The 15,048-nt window shown below is 73.9% G+C and carries 12 protein-coding genes; 9 read left to right on the forward strand and 3 right to left on the reverse strand.

Annotated features, from left to right (window positions below; translation table 11 throughout):
- Positions 1–110 precede the first annotated feature (110 nt).
- From ACFY2L_RS09555 to ACFY2L_RS09575, 5 genes are all read left to right on the forward strand, one after another.
- Entirely contained in the window at positions 111–866 is a 756-nt protein-coding gene (locus ACFY2L_RS09555; protein ID WP_390821950.1) for an FkbM family methyltransferase, read from the forward strand.
- Between the two features lie 83 nt (positions 867–949).
- The gene (locus tag ACFY2L_RS09560; RefSeq protein WP_390656338.1) at positions 950–1,552 is read left to right on the forward strand and encodes a PadR family transcriptional regulator; all 603 of its coding nucleotides are present in this window, start codon (positions 950–952) and stop codon (positions 1,550–1,552) included.
- Positions 1,545–2,573 carry an ATP-binding cassette domain-containing protein gene (locus ACFY2L_RS09565; RefSeq protein WP_390656339.1) on the forward strand — a complete coding sequence of 343 codons (1,029 nt, stop codon included), beginning with the start codon at positions 1,545–1,547 and terminating at the stop codon, positions 2,571–2,573. Before ACFY2L_RS09560 ends, ACFY2L_RS09565 begins: the two co-directional genes overlap by 8 nt.
- A gap of 8 nt (positions 2,574–2,581) precedes the next feature.
- Complete coding sequence (locus ACFY2L_RS09570) at positions 2,582–3,343, forward strand: ABC transporter permease (protein ID WP_390656340.1); 762 nt, start codon at positions 2,582–2,584, stop codon at positions 3,341–3,343.
- Positions 3,340–5,805, forward strand: coding sequence for an excinuclease ABC subunit UvrA (locus tag ACFY2L_RS09575; RefSeq protein WP_390821951.1), 2,466 nt, complete (start codon positions 3,340–3,342; stop codon positions 5,803–5,805). Before ACFY2L_RS09570 ends, ACFY2L_RS09575 begins: the two co-directional genes overlap by 4 nt.
- A 536-nt stretch (positions 5,806–6,341) precedes the next feature.
- Here the strand turns inward: ACFY2L_RS09575 and ACFY2L_RS09580 are convergent.
- Positions 6,342–7,853, reverse strand: a complete 1,512-nt coding sequence (locus ACFY2L_RS09580) for an FAD-dependent monooxygenase (RefSeq protein ID WP_390821952.1) — start codon at positions 7,851–7,853, stop codon at positions 6,342–6,344.
- Positions 7,850–8,839 (reverse strand): methyltransferase, encoded by a 990-nt coding sequence (locus tag ACFY2L_RS09585; protein ID WP_390821953.1) that lies wholly within the window; start codon positions 8,837–8,839, stop codon positions 7,850–7,852. The genes ACFY2L_RS09580 and ACFY2L_RS09585 overlap by 4 nt, the downstream gene beginning before the upstream one ends.
- Positions 8,840–9,067: 228 nt before the next feature.
- On the opposite strand from ACFY2L_RS09585, the gene ACFY2L_RS09590 reads away from it, so the two are divergent.
- The 4 genes from ACFY2L_RS09590 (at position 9,068) to ACFY2L_RS09605 (ending at position 13,860) form a co-directional block, all read left to right on the forward strand.
- Complete coding sequence (locus ACFY2L_RS09590; RefSeq protein WP_390656345.1) at positions 9,068–10,195, forward strand: nucleotide disphospho-sugar-binding domain-containing protein; 1,128 nt, start codon at positions 9,068–9,070, stop codon at positions 10,193–10,195.
- 81 nt (positions 10,196–10,276) lie between these two features.
- Entirely contained in the window at positions 10,277–11,500 is a 1,224-nt protein-coding gene (locus ACFY2L_RS09595) for a nucleotide disphospho-sugar-binding domain-containing protein (protein ID WP_390656346.1), read from the forward strand.
- Positions 11,497–12,663 carry a nucleotide disphospho-sugar-binding domain-containing protein gene (locus ACFY2L_RS09600; protein WP_390821955.1) on the forward strand — a complete coding sequence of 389 codons (1,167 nt, stop codon included), beginning with the start codon at positions 11,497–11,499 and terminating at the stop codon, positions 12,661–12,663. Before ACFY2L_RS09595 ends, ACFY2L_RS09600 begins: the two co-directional genes overlap by 4 nt.
- Positions 12,664–12,675: 12 nt before the next feature.
- Positions 12,676–13,860, forward strand: a complete 1,185-nt coding sequence (locus tag ACFY2L_RS09605) for a nucleotide disphospho-sugar-binding domain-containing protein (RefSeq protein WP_390656348.1) — start codon at positions 12,676–12,678, stop codon at positions 13,858–13,860.
- A gap of 118 nt (positions 13,861–13,978) precedes the next feature.
- Here ACFY2L_RS09605 and ACFY2L_RS09610 read toward each other — a convergent pair whose 3' ends face one another.
- On the reverse strand, positions 13,979–15,022 hold the full coding sequence (locus ACFY2L_RS09610) for a methyltransferase (RefSeq protein ID WP_390821956.1): 1,044 nt from the start codon (positions 15,020–15,022) through the stop codon (positions 13,979–13,981).
- Positions 15,023–15,048 lie beyond the last annotated feature (26 nt).

Here is a 15,048-nt window from a genome sequence, read left to right on the forward strand (position 1 = left end):
ACGCGGCTCGCGGCCCGGTGGAGCGGCGCTGGTCCGAGGTTCGAGCGCCGGGCCGGAGGCTGCGGGGCGACGGCCGGCCGGCCGCGGCCCGGCGGAGAGGGGAGCGAGTGATGGGTCTGCGTCTCATGGAGCTGGCGGACGGATTCAGCTGCTGGGTGACCGGCGAGCTGGAGGCGGCGTTCATCTACGCGGAGATCTTCGAGGACGGCACGTACGACCTGCCGGCCCTGCCGAGGGCGCCGTTCGTCGTGGACGTCGGGGCCAACATCGGCCTGTACTGCCTGTGGATGAAACGGCGTCACCCGGACGCGCGCATCCTCGCCTTCGAGCCCGCGCCCGGCAACGCGGAGGCGCTGCACCGCAATCTGCGGCTGCACGGGGCCGCCGACGGGGTGACGGTACGTCAGTGCGGGCTGGGAGCCGCACAGATGGAGGGGGCGAAGCTCACCTACTACCCGGGGATGTCCGGGAACTCCACGCTGCACCCCGAGGAGAAGGTGCTGCACCGGCGGCTGATGGAGGAGCGGCTGGGGGTGGCGGAGGCGGCCGAGCTGTTCGCGGCCGAGGAGATCCCCGTGCGCATCGAGAGGCTGTCGTCCGTGCTGCGCGAGGCGCGTCCGCAGGGGGCGATCGACCTGCTGAAGGTCGATGTGGAGGGCGCGGAGGCCGAGGTGCTGGCGGGCATCGACGCGGCGGACTGGCCGCGCATCGGCGCGCTCCAGCTCGAAGTGGCGGACGTGGACGGGCGGCTGGCCGAGGTGGAGCGGCTGCTGCGCGGTCACGGTTACACGGTCGGCTCCTCGCCCGTGCCGAGGATCTGGGAGGAGCTGAAGTTCTGGTACGTCACCGCGGCGCGGAGTGAGTAGCCGGTTCCCGCCGCCGCGGGAAGCCGGGCAGCCACGTCCGGATCAGATTGACAACATGCGACTAGAAACATGAGACTAATCGCATGTCCCTAAGCAGACTCATGGTCCTCGGCCTGCTGGCCAACCACGGACCGCAGCACGGCCACCAGATCAAGCTCACGGCCACGCGGACGGAGGTGGAGAGCTGGGGAGGCATCAGCGTCGGAGCGCTCTACCGGGAACTGCGCCAGATGAACACGGACGGGCTGGTGCGCACGGTCTCCGTCACCCAGGTGGGCAACCGTCCGCAGCGCACGGTCTACGAGATCACCGACGCCGGCCGCGAAGCGCTCCGCGACCTCCAGGAGAAGGCCATCTGCGACCTGCGCCTGGGGCCCGACTCCTTCGCCGTGGCCCTGATGTTCGGCCGCGTCCAGGACGCCGACGAGATGGCCCGGCTGCTCGGCCGCAGACGGCAGCGGCTCGCCGAGATGGCCGCGGGCATCGACGCGGAACGCGAACAGCACCTCGCCGAGGGCAGCATCACCGCGCTGGACGCGGCCCTCTTCCGGCGCCAGGCGATGCTCCTGGAGGCCGAGCTGCGCTGGCACGAGGAGTTCGACCCGGTGCTCGTCCAGCAGGTCTCCGGCGGCGGGGACACCTCGACCGGCCAGGACACCACGGAAGAAGGACACGCATATGCCTGACCACGCCATCGAAGCCCGCCGCCTCGCCCGCAGCTTCGTCGCGGGCGAGCAGAAGGTCGAAGCCGTCCGGGGCATCGAGTTCGCCGTGCGGACCGGTGAGATCTTCGGCTTCCTCGGCCCCAACGGCGCCGGGAAGACCACCACCATGCGGATGCTCGGCACCCTGCTGCGCCCGGACTCCGGCTCGGCCACGGTCGCGGGCCACGACCTGCTCGCCGACCCCGCCGCCGTCCGCCGGGACATCGGCTACGTCGCGCAGCAGGGCGGCGCGGACCCCAGCGCCACCGTCCGCCAGGAACTCGTGCTCCAGAGCCGCCTCAACCGGCTCTCCAGGCAGGAGGCGGCCGCACGCGCCGAGGAACTGTCCCGCATCTTCGGCCTGACGGAGTTACTCGACCGGCCGGGAGCCACCCTCTCCGGCGGCCAGCGGCGCCGGCTGGAGATCGCCCTCGGCCTGGTGCACCGGCCGAAACTGCTCTTCCTGGACGAGCCCACCGCCGGCCTCGACCCGCCGAGCCGCGCCCTGCTGTGGCAGCAGATCCGCAGGCTGCGCGACGAGGAGGGCCTCACCCTCTTCCTCACCACGCACTACCTCGACGAGGCCGACTCGCTCTGCGACCGCGTCCTCATCCTCGACAAGGGGCAGGTCGTCGCCGAGGACACCCCGGAGTCGCTCAAGGCCAAGGTCGCGGGTGACATCGTCACCGTGCGCGTCTCCGGGAACGCGGAGGAGGCCCGTGCCGCGCTCGCAGCCCAGCGGGGCGTGCACCAGTTGACGCTCACCGGCACCTCCCTGCGGTTCTCCGCCGTGCACGACGAGGCGGTCATCCCGAAGGTCGTGCGCGCGCTGGACGCGGTGGGCGTCGACCCGACCTTCGTCGAGGTCACCCGGCCCACCCTGGACGACGTGTTCCTGGCCGTCACCGGCGAACGGCCCGCGGAGCCGGCCGAACCGGACGGGCCGGCGGCCGACGTCCCCTTGCCCACGGCCCGGGTCGCGTCCGGCGCCGTGCCCGAATAGGAGAGCCGATGGACCTCGTTCGTGACACCGCAGTTCTCGCCCAGCGCCAGTTCCGGCTCACCGTCGGCAGCCGCGTGGGACTCGTCATCGGCCTGCTGCAGCCGGTGCTCTTCCTCGTCCTGTTCGGCCCGCTCATGAACAACGTGCTGACCGGGGCCGACCTGCACGGCGGCACCGCATGGCAGCTGTACGTGCCCGGCATGCTCGTGATGCTCGGCCTGTTCAGCGCGGGCTTCGCCGGCTTCGCCATCTTCCCCGACCTGCACTCCGGCTTCCAGGAGCGGCTCCGCGTCACCCGCGTCAGCCGCGAGGCGCTGCTGTTCGGCCGGATCGCCCACGACGTCGTCGTGCAGTCCCTCCAGGCCGCCCTGATCCTCGTCATCTCGGTGCTGTTCTGGCTCCGGGTCTCGGTCGGCGGGCTGCTCGTCGGGATGCTGTTCGTCGTGCTCATCACCGTGGCCTGCGCCTCGCTGTCCTACACGCTGGCCCTGCGGCTGAAGATGGAGTACGCGTACGCGCCGTTCATCAGCGGCCTCACCCTCCCGATCATGCTCCTGTCCGGGATCCTGCTGCCGATGGACCTGGCGCCCCGCTGGCTCCAGGTGGTGTCGTACGCCAACCCGTTCCGGCACATCGTGGACGGGATGCGGTTCGCCTTCCGCAGCGATTTCGGCGCGCCCCGGCTGTACGCGGGACTCGGCGTGGCCCTCGCGCTGGCGGTCCTCTCCCTGGTGCTGGGCGCGCGCAGCTTCCGGAAGGAGCACGCGTGAGCAGCGCCACCGATGCCGGTACGGGGGTGTTCGCCACCCCCGTACCGGGGCCGCTGGAGGTGACCGGGGCCCGCACCCACAACCTGCGCGGAATCGACGTCACGGTCCCGCACGGCCGCATCACGGCCTTCACCGGCGTCAGCGGCAGCGGCAAGACCTCCCTGGTCATCGACACCGTGCACACCGAGGCGCAGTTGCGCTACCTGGAGGGCTTCGACCCCTACGCGCGCAAGCTGCTCGCCCCCGGGGACCGGCCCCAGGTGGACCGGATCCGCGGGCTCGGCGCGACGCTCGCCGTCGACCAGCGCAAGCTCAACCGCAACCCGCGCTCCACCCTCGCCACGCTGACCGGGCTGGACGCGGTGGTCGGGCTGCTGTTCTCCCGTCTGGCGCCGCTGGGCGGCGGTGTGTCACGGGCGCTGCGCCCCGCGCAGTTCGACCCGCACTCGCCCGAGGGCATGTGCCCGGCCTGCAAGGGGTCGGGCGAGAAGGCGACCGCCGACCCGGAGCTGATCGTGCCCAGCCCGCGGCTGCCGCTGCTGGCGGGCGGGTCCCCGTGGTTCGAGCGGCGCAGGTCCACGGAGGCCGCGGCACTGCCCTCGCTCGCCCGGCACCACGGCACCGACCTGGACCTGCCCTGGCAGGAACAGCCGGAGGCGTTCCGGCACGCGGTGCTGTACGGCACCGGCGGCACCGAGATCGAGATCACCATCGCGGGCACGGGCAGGAAGTCCCAGGTGACCTACACGGCCTCGAAGGCGCTCAACGGCGCGCTGGCCGAGGCCGAGCGGCTCTACGCCACGGCGAACAGCGAGAAGAGCCGTGAGATCTACGCCGAGTTCGTACGGCAGCGCCCCTGCCCGGAGTGCGCGGGCACCGGGCTCGGTGAGATCGCCCGGACCGTCACGCTGGGCGGACTGACCTTCCGCGACGTGGTGGACCTGCGGGTCGACCGGATCACGGCGTGGAGCGAGTCGGCCGGGCAGCACTTCGGGCCCGCGCAGCGCGAGGTCGCGGGCATCATCCTGCCCGACCTCCGCAGCCGGGTCGGTCTGCTGACCCGCCTCGGACTCGGCCACCTCCAACTGTGGCGCAGCGCACGGACGATGTCCGGAGGAGAACTGCAACGCGCCCGGTTCTGCGCGCAGATCGGCGCCTCGCTGACGGGGATCACCTATGTGCTCGACGAGCCGGGCGCCGGGCTCCACCCGGCGGACAAGGAGCATCTGTTCGCCATCCTGAGGGAGTTGCGGGACGCGGGCAACACGGTGCTGCTCGTCGAACACGACCCGGACCTCGTCGCACGGGCCGACTGGGTCGTCGACCTGGGGCCGGGCGCGGGCACCAAGGGCGGCACGGTGGTCGCGACGGGCACACCCGCCGAGATCGCCGCCCACCCCGACTCGGTGACGGGGCGCTACCTCGCCGACCCGTCGTACGTGCCCTCCCGTACGGCGGCGCGCGGCGCACCGCGGGACTGGCTGGTGCTGCACGACGCGGCCGCGCTCAACGTGCGCGAGGAGCGGATCCGTATCCCGCTCAACCGGCTCACCTGCCTGACCGGAGTCAGCGGGAGCGGCAAGAGCAGTGTGCTGCACCGGATCCTCGCCGACTCGGTGGCCGCGGCTCTCGCCGGGCGGCGGCCGGAGACGGTGAGCCGGATCTCCGGCCTGGCCGCGCTGCGGTCGGTCACCGTCGTCGACCAGGACCCCATCGGGCGCACCCCGCGCTCCAACCCGGCCACGTACACGGGGGCGTACGACCTGGTACGGCAGCTCTTCGCCCGCACCGAGGAAGCGCGGCGGCGCGGGCTGAAGGCCGGCGCCTTCTCGTTCAACTCCGCGGGCGGACGCTGCGAGGGGTGCGCCGGGCTGGGCAGCGTCAGGACGGATCTGGCGTTCCTGGGGGAGACCTGGCTCACCTGCGAGACGTGCGCGGGGCGCCGGTTCCTGCCGGAGGTGCTGGCCGTCACCCAGCGGGGGCTGGCCGTCGACGAGGTGCTCGGGCTGACCATCGGGGACGCCGCCGAGCACTTCCGCGGGCACGCCGCGCTGGACAGGATCCTGCGCGCGCTGACCGACGTCGGACTGGAGTACCTGACGCTCGGGGAGAGCGCGACGGCCCTCTCCGGGGGTGAGGCGCAGCGCCTGAAGCTGGCCAGGGCGCTCACGGCGGGGCGTACGTCCGGGGAACGCGGACTCGTCGTCCTGGACGAGCCGCTGACCGGCCTCCATCCGGCGGACGCCCAGCGCCTGGTGGGCGTCTTCGACCTGCTGCTGGACCAGGGACACACGGTGGTGATCGCGGAACACGACGCGCACATGGCGGCGAGCGCGGACTGGATCCTGGACCTGGGCCCCGGCGCGGGGGAGACCGGCGGACGGATCATCAACGAGGGACCACCCCACCAGGTGGCCCAGGGCCCGGGCCCGACCGCCCCGTACCTGCGCGCCCTGCTGTGAGACGCCCCTGAGACGACACACCCGGGGACGCGACACACCGAGACCGACGGCCGACCCGCCCGACGCTCGGCAGTGTGGCCCGACGGACGGTCGTGCGGCCCGACGTTCGGGCTGGGCCGGTCCGGCGGACGGCTGGGCGATGCGGCGGGCCACGGGGCGATCGTGGGCATCCTGGACGATCCGGCGATGCCCGGGCGCTCCGTTGGCCACCCGGTGGCCGACGCCTGGCCCTGCGGCCCTGACCCGGAGATCCTGGCCTCCGGCCCGGGCGTCGGTCCGGAGATCCTGGCGCCCTCTGGCCCCCTGGTCCGGCGATCCGGGGCCACCGGACCGGCCTCGGCTCGGCGAACCGGCCTCCGACCTTGCGGCCGACCCGCGATCCCGGCCCGGCCCGGCCCTGCCCTCGGCCCCGCGATCCCGGCCCTCGGCACCGCGGCCCGCCCCCGCCCGGCGGTTCCGGGCCGGGGGCCGTCGTCGCTGGCTGTCCGGGGCGGGCGGGCGGTGGGGCGGGCACGTCGGGGGGAGTGTGGTGGGGGTCAGGGGCGGGGGCCGAACCAGTGGGTCAGGGAGGACTCCAGGGAGGCGCGGTCCTCGGGGGAGGCGTCCTCGGTGTCGGTGGCCCAGGCACAGTAGCCGTCGGGGCGGACCAGCATCGCGGCGGCCGGCCGGTCGCCCGCCGCCGCGGTGACCGTGCGCACCCGGGCCGCCCAGCCCTCCGCGGCGGCCGCCAGGTCGGCCCGGTCCGCCAGGACGAAGAGGGCGCCCCGGCCGTCCGCCAGACACTGCGCGACGGTGGTGTCGCCGTCGGCCGACTTGAGGGTGAGGTCGGGTGCGAACCGGCCGACCAGGGGATGGGCCGGAGCGTCCCCCGCGAGCCCCAGGTCGTAGCGGACACTCAGCCCGTTGATCATCTCGGTGATGTGCTGGTTGGCCTCGGGTAGGGCCAGCAGCTCCTCGAACAGCGCGCGCAGCGGGGTGATGTGCTGCCGGTCGGGGTTCATCAGGGCGAGCTGCGCCCGGGTGTTCATCTGGACGCGCTCGCCGACCGGATGCCGTTCCGCCTGGTAGGAGTCCAGCAGCTCCTCCGTGCCCCAGCCGTGCACCCGGGCGGCGAGCTTCCAGGCGAGGTTGACCGCGTCCTGGAGGCCCGTGTTGAGCCCCTGACCGCCCACGGGGAAGTGAATGTGCGCGGCGTCGCCCGCGAGGAACACCCGACCGGTGCGGTAGCGCTCGGCCTGACGGCTGACGTCGCTGAAGCGGGACATCCAGTGGACGGGTTCGGTGAACTCGATCTCCCGTCCCGAGACCCGGCGCACCGACTCGGCCATCTCCTCCAGGGTGACCGGCGCGTCCCTGTCGGCGAGGGCCCTGCCGTACTCGATCGTGACGACACGGCCCATCCCGCCCTCGGGCGGGAACCCGAGAATGATGATGCCGTTCTCGGCCCGCTCCCACTTCATCGGCAGGTTCTTCTCGTGGCAGGTGACGTAGCCGATCACCGCGCTCAGCGAGGCGTCCGTGCCGCTGAACGGCACGCCGAGCAGCGACCGCACCGTACTGCGGCCCCCGTCGCAGCCCACGAGGTAGCGGGCGCGCAGCGAACGCCGCCCGCCGGGCCCGTCGGCCTCCACGGTGACCCCGTCGTCGTCCTGGGCCAGTCCCACCACCGCGTGGCCGCGGCGCACCTCGGTGCCCAGCTCGGCCACCCGCTCGGCGAGCAGCCGCTCGGTGCGGGACTGGGGCACCAGCAGCGAGTACCGGTGCCGGGTGTCCAGCTGGTCGAAGCGCAGTCCCTGACTGAAGATGCCGGCGAACGGAAGTCCGTCCGTCGTGGCGTGCCCCTCGCGGAAGCGGTCCAGCAGGCCGCGCAGGGCGAGGGTCTCGACGGTCCGGGTGTGCAGCACCCCCGCCCGGTCGTGCAGGCTGGGCTCGGTCAGCCGCTCCAGCACGACGGTGCGCACACCGGCCAGCGACAGCTCGGCGGCGGTCATCAGCCCGACCGGGCCGCCCCCCGCCACGACCACGTCGTAGACGGGCTCCTTGCTCATGCCCCGGCCTTCACGGCCGTCAGGATGCGGTCGTCGGTCAGCGTGTCGACCGGCAGCAGCCGCCGCACCTCGAACCCGGCGGCCTCCACCCAGGCGCCGCACTCCGCGGCGGTGTACTCGGAGCCGCCCTCGCGCATCATGCGGCAGCGCAGGCTCTGCAGCAGGGACTCCGGGTCGCGGCGGGCATCGTCGATCATCGCGTCGTAGATCACGAGCATGCCCCCGGGGCGCACCGCCTCGCCGAGCCGCCCGATCAGCCTCTCCCGCGCCGCCGGCGGCCAGTCGTGCAGCACGTGCCCGACGACCGCCACGTCCGTCGCGGGCAGCGGGCTCTCGAAGAAGTCCCCCTCGTGAAAGGCGATCCGGTCGGCCGTGCCGTGTTTCTCCATGTGCTCGTCGAACAACGGCTTGATCTCCGGCAGGTCGAAGACACCGCCCGCCAGATGCGGATGGGCCTTGACCAGTCGCATCGCGATATTGCCGCGCGCCCCGCCGAAATCCACGAACGACTGATAGGAGGCCCAGTCGACGCAGTTCACCAGTTCATGGCCGACGAAACTGGTGTAGCCGTCCATGTGGTCCATGAACTGCCTGATGTGGCCGGGGTCCTTGTACGAGCGCTGGAAGGAGGCGTCCGCGATGACACCGGACTTGGCGTGGCCGTCGCGCAGCGCCTCGGTGAGCTTTCCCCACACGTGGTAGTGAATGGTGGCGTGGCTGTACATGCTGCCGCCCAGGTGCAGCGGCGAGCCGGGAACCAGGAACTCCTCGGCTCCGGCGCTGTTGCTGTAGCCGCCCCCCGCGTCGTCCCGCTCCAGGAAGCCGAGCCCGACCAGCGAGTCGAGGAAGTCCCCGGTCAACCGGGGGTGCAGGCCGAGCCCTTCGACGATCTGCGCCGCGGTCGCCGAGCGGCCCGTGAGGAAGGGGAACAGGCCGAGTTCCACCGCGCTGTGCACCACCCGGGCCTGGCAGTACGCGGTGCTCATCCGGTTCATGGACCGTGCGGCGGAGACCCGTTCCGAGGAAAGTACGCTTTCCGGCATGCGGTCGCCCCTCAATGTGTTCGACGGAACCGACGTGATGGCCGCCTCAGCGTGCCGGGCCGGTCTCGAAAACCACTGGAGCGACGGTGGGAGAAGAGGAATTCGAGGCTCGCTCGCGGGCGGCTCCGGTGCTTTCCCGTACGCCGCGGGCACCGGGTTACCGTGCCGTGCATGCGCATTCTGCTGACCACCGCGCCCCTGCCGAGTCATCTCTTCCATCTGGTGCCGCTCGCCTGGGCCCTGCGCACCGCGGGACACGAGGTCCTCGTCGCGGCGCAGGAGGAGTTCGCCGCGCAGGTCACCGCCGCGGGACTGCCGGCCGCGCCGCTCGCGCCGGGCGCCGCCCTGCCCGACATGATCGGCCGGGACCGGGCCGGCCGCCCGGTGCCCTGGGTGGCGGACCCCGAGGAGAAGGCCCGCCGTTCCGGGCACGGCTTCGGGCGGCTCGCCGCGCACGCCCTGCCCGCCACCGCGGCGCTCGTCCGCGCGTGGCGGCCGGCGCTGATCGTCAGCGAGCCCAGCGAGTTCGCGGGAGGACTCGTCGCGGCCCGGGAGGGCGTCCCGTGGGCCGAACTGGACTGGGGGCCGGTCGTGCTCCCCGCGTTCACCGCCGGCGCCCACGACGAACTCGCGCCCGAGCGCGCGCGACTGGGGCTCGCCGCCATGCCCGAGCCCCACCTGCGGCTGGACATCTGCCCGCCCGGGATCAGGGGGACCACCCCACCCCCCGCGCGCTCCCGCCCGATGCGCTTCGTCCCGTACAACGGCAGCGCGACGGCTCCGGACTGGCTGGGCGAGGAGAGCGCCCTGCCCAGGATCTGCGTCACCCTGGGCAGCTTCGCCGCCGCCGCGGCGCACCGCGCGCTGCTCGACGCCGTCCTGGCCGGGCTGGCCGGGCTGGACGCCGAGATCCTGGTCACCGCCGACACGCCGGACGGCTGTCCGCCCGGGGTGCGTCCCGTCGGGCGCCTGCCCCTGGACCTCCTGCTGCCCCACTGCGCCCTGGTGGTGCACCACGGCGGTGTCGGAAGCCTGCTGACCGCGCTGCACCACGGGGTGCCGCAGCTGTGTCTGCCGCTGGCCGGCCACGACGCGCGGCACGCCGACCGGCTCGCCGCGCTGGGCGCGGGCCGCGGGCTCGACCCCGCGGAGGCCACCGCACAGACCGTGCGCGCGCAGGCCGTCCCGCTGCTCACCGACCCGCGTCACCGGGCCGCCGCCGCGCGGGCCGCGCGCGACCTGGCCCGGCTGCCGGGACCCGACCGGCTCGTGACCGTCCTGGAGGAACTGGCCGGCTGACTCCACCGGCGCTGGAGCGGAAGTCCAACGGCGCGGCGCAGCATGGCGGCGCACCGCAGCCGACCGGACGGGAGTCACCTGATGCGCGTGCTGTTCACGACCTTTCCTTCCGAGTCGCACCTCCACGCGCTGGTCCCCCTGGCCTGGGCGTGCCGGGCCGCCGGGCACGAGGTGATCGTCGCCTCCACCCCCGCGCTCGCGCCGGCCATCGTCTCCTGCGGCCTGCCCGCCGTACCGGTCGGCCGCGACGTGGACCTCGCCGCCCTGTCCACCGGGACACGGCTCGCCGCCTGGCACGACGCGGACGGCTGGCCGCGGGGCTGGACGGAGCGGCCCGGACTCCTCGGCGCGCGGCGGCTGGAGCTGCTGGAGAACCTGGCCGGACTGCAGTTCGCGATAGCCGGGACGATGGCCCCCGACCTCGTCGCCTTCGCGCGCCTCTGGCGGCCCGACGTCGTGGTGAACGACGCGGTGACGTACGCGGGACCGGTCGCCGCCGCCGTCCTGGGAGTGCCCTGCGTCAGCCAGCTGTGGGGCAGCCCCGGGGTGCACCGGCTGGAGATGCGCGGGCTCGGCACCGAGCCGCTGCCCGGGTACGCCGACCTGTTCGCCCGGTTCGGCGCCCCCGTCGTGGATCCCGTCGCCTGGATCGACCCCTGCCCCGGCAGCCTCCAGTACGCGCACACGCTGCCGGCCTGGCAGTCCCGGTACGTCCACCACAACGGGGCGGCCCGCATTCCCTCCTGGGTGCTCGCCCCGCCGGAGCGACCGCGCGTCTGCCTCACCTGGGGGCAGACCACGGCCCAACTGCTCGGCCGGGGCGGCCTGACCGTGTTCGGCAAGGCGGTGCGCGCCCTGGGCGAACTGGACGCCGAGGTGGTCCTGGTGACCACCGCGGAGCAGGCCGGGCAACTGGGCGACCTGCCGGACAACACCCGTGCCGCGCTCTCGCTGCCCCTGCACGCGCTGCTGCCCGGCTGCGCCGCGATCGTGCACCACGGCGGCTCCGGCACCGCGATGACCGCCGTGAACTTCGGCGTGCCCCAGCTGACCGTCACCAGGCGTCCCGAGCCGGGGCTGGCCGGCGAGCGGCTGGCTGAGGCAGGAGCCGGACGGCACCTGACCCACACCCGGGTCGAGAACGATCCGCACGCGATCGGCACGCTGCGCGACGAGGCGGGGGCGCTGCTGACGGAGCCCGCCTACCGCAAGGCCGCCGAGGAGCTGCGCCGTGAGGCGCTGTCCCGGCCCGCGCCCGCGCAGCTCGTCGCGCGGCTGGCCGCGATCGGAAAGGACCCCCGATGAGAGTTCTGTTCGTCACCTCCGGCTGGCGCACCCACTTCTTCCTGGTGGCCCCGCTGGCCTGGGCCTGCCGCTCCGCGGGACACGACGTACGCGTCGCCGGCCCCCCGTCCGGCGCCCGGACCGTGCTCGAGGCGGGACTGCCGTACGTGCCCGTCGGACCCGGCATCGACTTCGCCGAGGTACGGCGGCGCACCGTGGAGGACGAGCGGTCCGGGCAGGACGACGGCGGCTCCGTGCTCGCCGAGTGGCAGAAGTCCACCTTCGCGCCCACCGGGGACGTGGTGCGTCTCGCCACCGCGTGGCGGCCCGACGTCGTGGTCGCCGACCCGATGTCCGTCGGTGGCTTCGTCGCGGCCCTGCGGACCGGCGTCCCGGCGGTGCGGCATCTGTTCGGCGTGGACATCCTGGGCAGCCCGGGCGGCGAACGGCTGTGGGAGATCCTGCCCGGCTTCGCCGAGCACTTCGCCGAGTTCGGGGTGAGGCTCCACGGCGACCCGGCCGCGCTCACCCTGGACCCCTGCCCGCCCAGCATGCAGCGGCCTCCCCTGCCCACCCGCAGGCAGATCCGCTTCGTCCCCTACAACGGCCCCGGCACCGTGCCCGCCTGGCTGCTCGACCCGCCCGCCGGGCCGCGTGCCGTGGTCACCTGGGGCGCGTCCTCCGTCTGGGCGGCGGGGGAGAGCACCTTCCTGGTGCCGCGGGTACTGGAGGCGCTCACCGCGGAGGGCCTCGACCCGGTGGTCACCCTCGGCACCGGACAGGACCGCTTCCTGCCCGACGGCGTGCCCGAGGGCGGGCGGCTGCTGGAGAACTTCCCCGTGCACCTGCTGCTGCCGCACACCGAACTCCTCGTGCACCACGGGGGTTCGGCGACGATCCTCACCGGCGCCCTGCACGGCGTTCCCCAGCTGTGCCTCCCGCACCTGCCCGAGCAGGTCACGGACAGCGAGGCGTACGCCGCGACCGGCGCCGGGCGCTGTCTGCCCGCCGCCGGGGCCACCGTGGAAGCGCTCCGCGCGGCCGTCCGCGCGCTGCGCACGGAACACACCGGGGCCGCCGCCCGGCTGCGGGCGGAGATGCGGGCCCAGACCCCCCTCGCGGACGTGGTCCGCATGCTCGAAGCACTCGCCCTGAAGAACCCGACCCCGACCCCGACCATGTGAAGGACGCCCCGCATGAAGGTACTTCTGGTCACTCCCGGCTGGCCGACCCACGTCTTCATGATCGTCCCGTTGGCCTGGGCGCTGCGCGTGCAGGGCCACGAGGTGCGGGTGGCGAGCCCGCCCTCCGGCATCGACGCCGTCGTCCGGGCCGGCCTGCCCGCCGTCGAACTCGGGCCCGACATCGACTTGCTGGAGCTGCGCAGGCGCGCGGCCCGCTATGAGACGGCCGGCAACGAGAAGCCGGCCGACGAGGACGAGGTGAGGAACCGGCTGGCCGGCGAGGACGGCAGCCGGATCATGGCCGTGTGGCAGGAGATCTCCTTCTCCGCCACCGAGGACCTGGTCGGCTTCGCCCGTGCCTGGCGGCCCGACCTGGTGGTCAGCGACTCCCTGGTGGCGGGCGGCCTGGTGGCGGGGCGCGCCGTCGGAGTCCCGGCCGTGCGGCACCTGTTCGGCATCGACATCCTGGGCACCGAGGCGGGCGAGGGACTGCTCGGCATGCTGCCCGGCTACCACGACAGGTTCCGCCAGTACGGGGTCGAGGTCACCGGTGACCCGGCGCACCTCACGCTCAGCCCGTTCCCGCCGAGCATGCAGCCCGCCGCCCCCGCCCGGCTGCCGATGCGGTACATCCCGTACAACGGCCCGGCGGAGCTGCCCCCCTGGCTGCTGGAGCCGGCCGAGCGGCCGCGGACGGTGGTCACCTGGGGGACCTCCTCGGCCTGGTCGGCCGGCGAGCACACGGTGCGCATCCCGCAGGTCGTCGAGGCGCTGGCGGACAGCGACGGCGAGACCGTGGTCACGGTCGGCCGCAAGCAGCGCGCGCTCGTCGGCGAACTGCCGCCGGGGGTACGGCTGGTGGAGAACGTGCCGCTGCACTTCCTGATGCCCTCGTGCGACCTCCTGGTGCACCCGGGCGGCGCCTCCACCATGCTGACCGCCGCCTCCTACGGGGTTCCGCAGCTGACCGTGCCGCACCTCAACGAGCAGATCCAGGACGCCGAGGCGCACGCGGCGACCGGCGCGGGTATCTGTCTGCCCGCCGAGCGCGCCGACGTACCGGAGCTGAGGGACGCGCTCAAGGCCCTGCGCGGGGATCCCGCGTACCACCGTGCCGCGCGGCGGATCCGCGCGGAGATCGAGCAGCAGCCCTCACCGGTGCGGACCGTGCGGGTGCTGGAGGAGCTGGTGGGCTGAGCCCCCGGCGCGGGGGGGGGGGGGGGGGGGGGGGGGGGGGGGGGGCGGCGGCGCCCCCGGGGGGGGGGGGCGGCCGGGGGCGCCCCCCCCCCCCCCCCCCCCGCCGCGCCCTGCGTGTCTAGCCCAGCCGCTCCGCGACCAGGATCCGGATCGAGGACCCCGGCTTGGAGTGCAGCTCGGGTGCTCCGAAGCCGTGGTCGGCCAGCATCTCCGTGTACTCGTCCAGCGAGTACACCTGGCCTTCCCGGGTGAGCACCAGCATCAGGGCCGAGAACAGATGGGCGCGCGGATCGCGCGCCGGATCGCTGTCCGAGATGACGGGAGCGGAGATCACCAGCCGTCCGCCGGGGACCACCGCCTCGGCCAGTCTGCCCAGCAGCGCGCGCACCCGCCCGGCCGAGAAGTGGTGCAGCACGCCCGCCACCAGCGCCACGTCGTACGGCCCGCCCAGCTCCACCTCGAACATGTCGCCCGCGGTGAACGTGACCCGGTCCGCGATGCCGCGCTCGCGGGCGTTGCGCTCGGCGTACGGCAGGATGTGCGGGAAGTCCACGCCGTGCACGCGCGATCCGGGATTGGCGGCGGCCAGCGCGTACCCGTACCAGCCGGGACCGCAGGCGAGGTCGAGCACCGACAGCCGTGGCCGGGTGCGGGTCCAGGGGCGCAGCACCTCCGCCGTGCGACCGGCCAGGGCGATGGTGTCGCTGCCGCCCGCGGCCAGCTCGGCCCACTCCTCCAGATAGGCGGCCTCCGGGTTCTCCAGGCCGATGTCCAGCACCGAGCCGCCGTGCCGGACCGCCTCGGCGAGCCGTGCGAGCCCCTGCCACTCGGCGTCGGTCGAGGTGAGCCTGACGGCCGCGCCGATGTACTCGTAGTTGCCCTCGGCCGGCACCAGGGCCTTGACCAGGTCGGGCGGCAGGGTGAACCGGCCGCCCTCGCCGCGCAGTACGCCGATCGCGGCCAGCGCGCAGAGCAGGATCCGTGTCCCGCGCGGATCGGCCCCCACGGCCCGGGCCACCGTCTCCGCGTCCACCGGCTCCCCGGCCAGATGCTCGAAGACCCCCAGTTCCACGGCAGCGCGGATCACCGCGGCCTTCCGTACCTCCATGAGCGTGCCGACGATCTCCTGCCTGGTGAGAAAGGGCGCTTGCGAAGGTGTCACGTGGTCTCTCCCCTCGTGGCCGGCGG

Source organism: Streptomyces sp. NPDC001381 (genome assembly GCF_042895685.1).
Classification (GTDB): domain Bacteria; phylum Actinomycetota; class Actinomycetes; order Streptomycetales; family Streptomycetaceae; genus Streptomyces.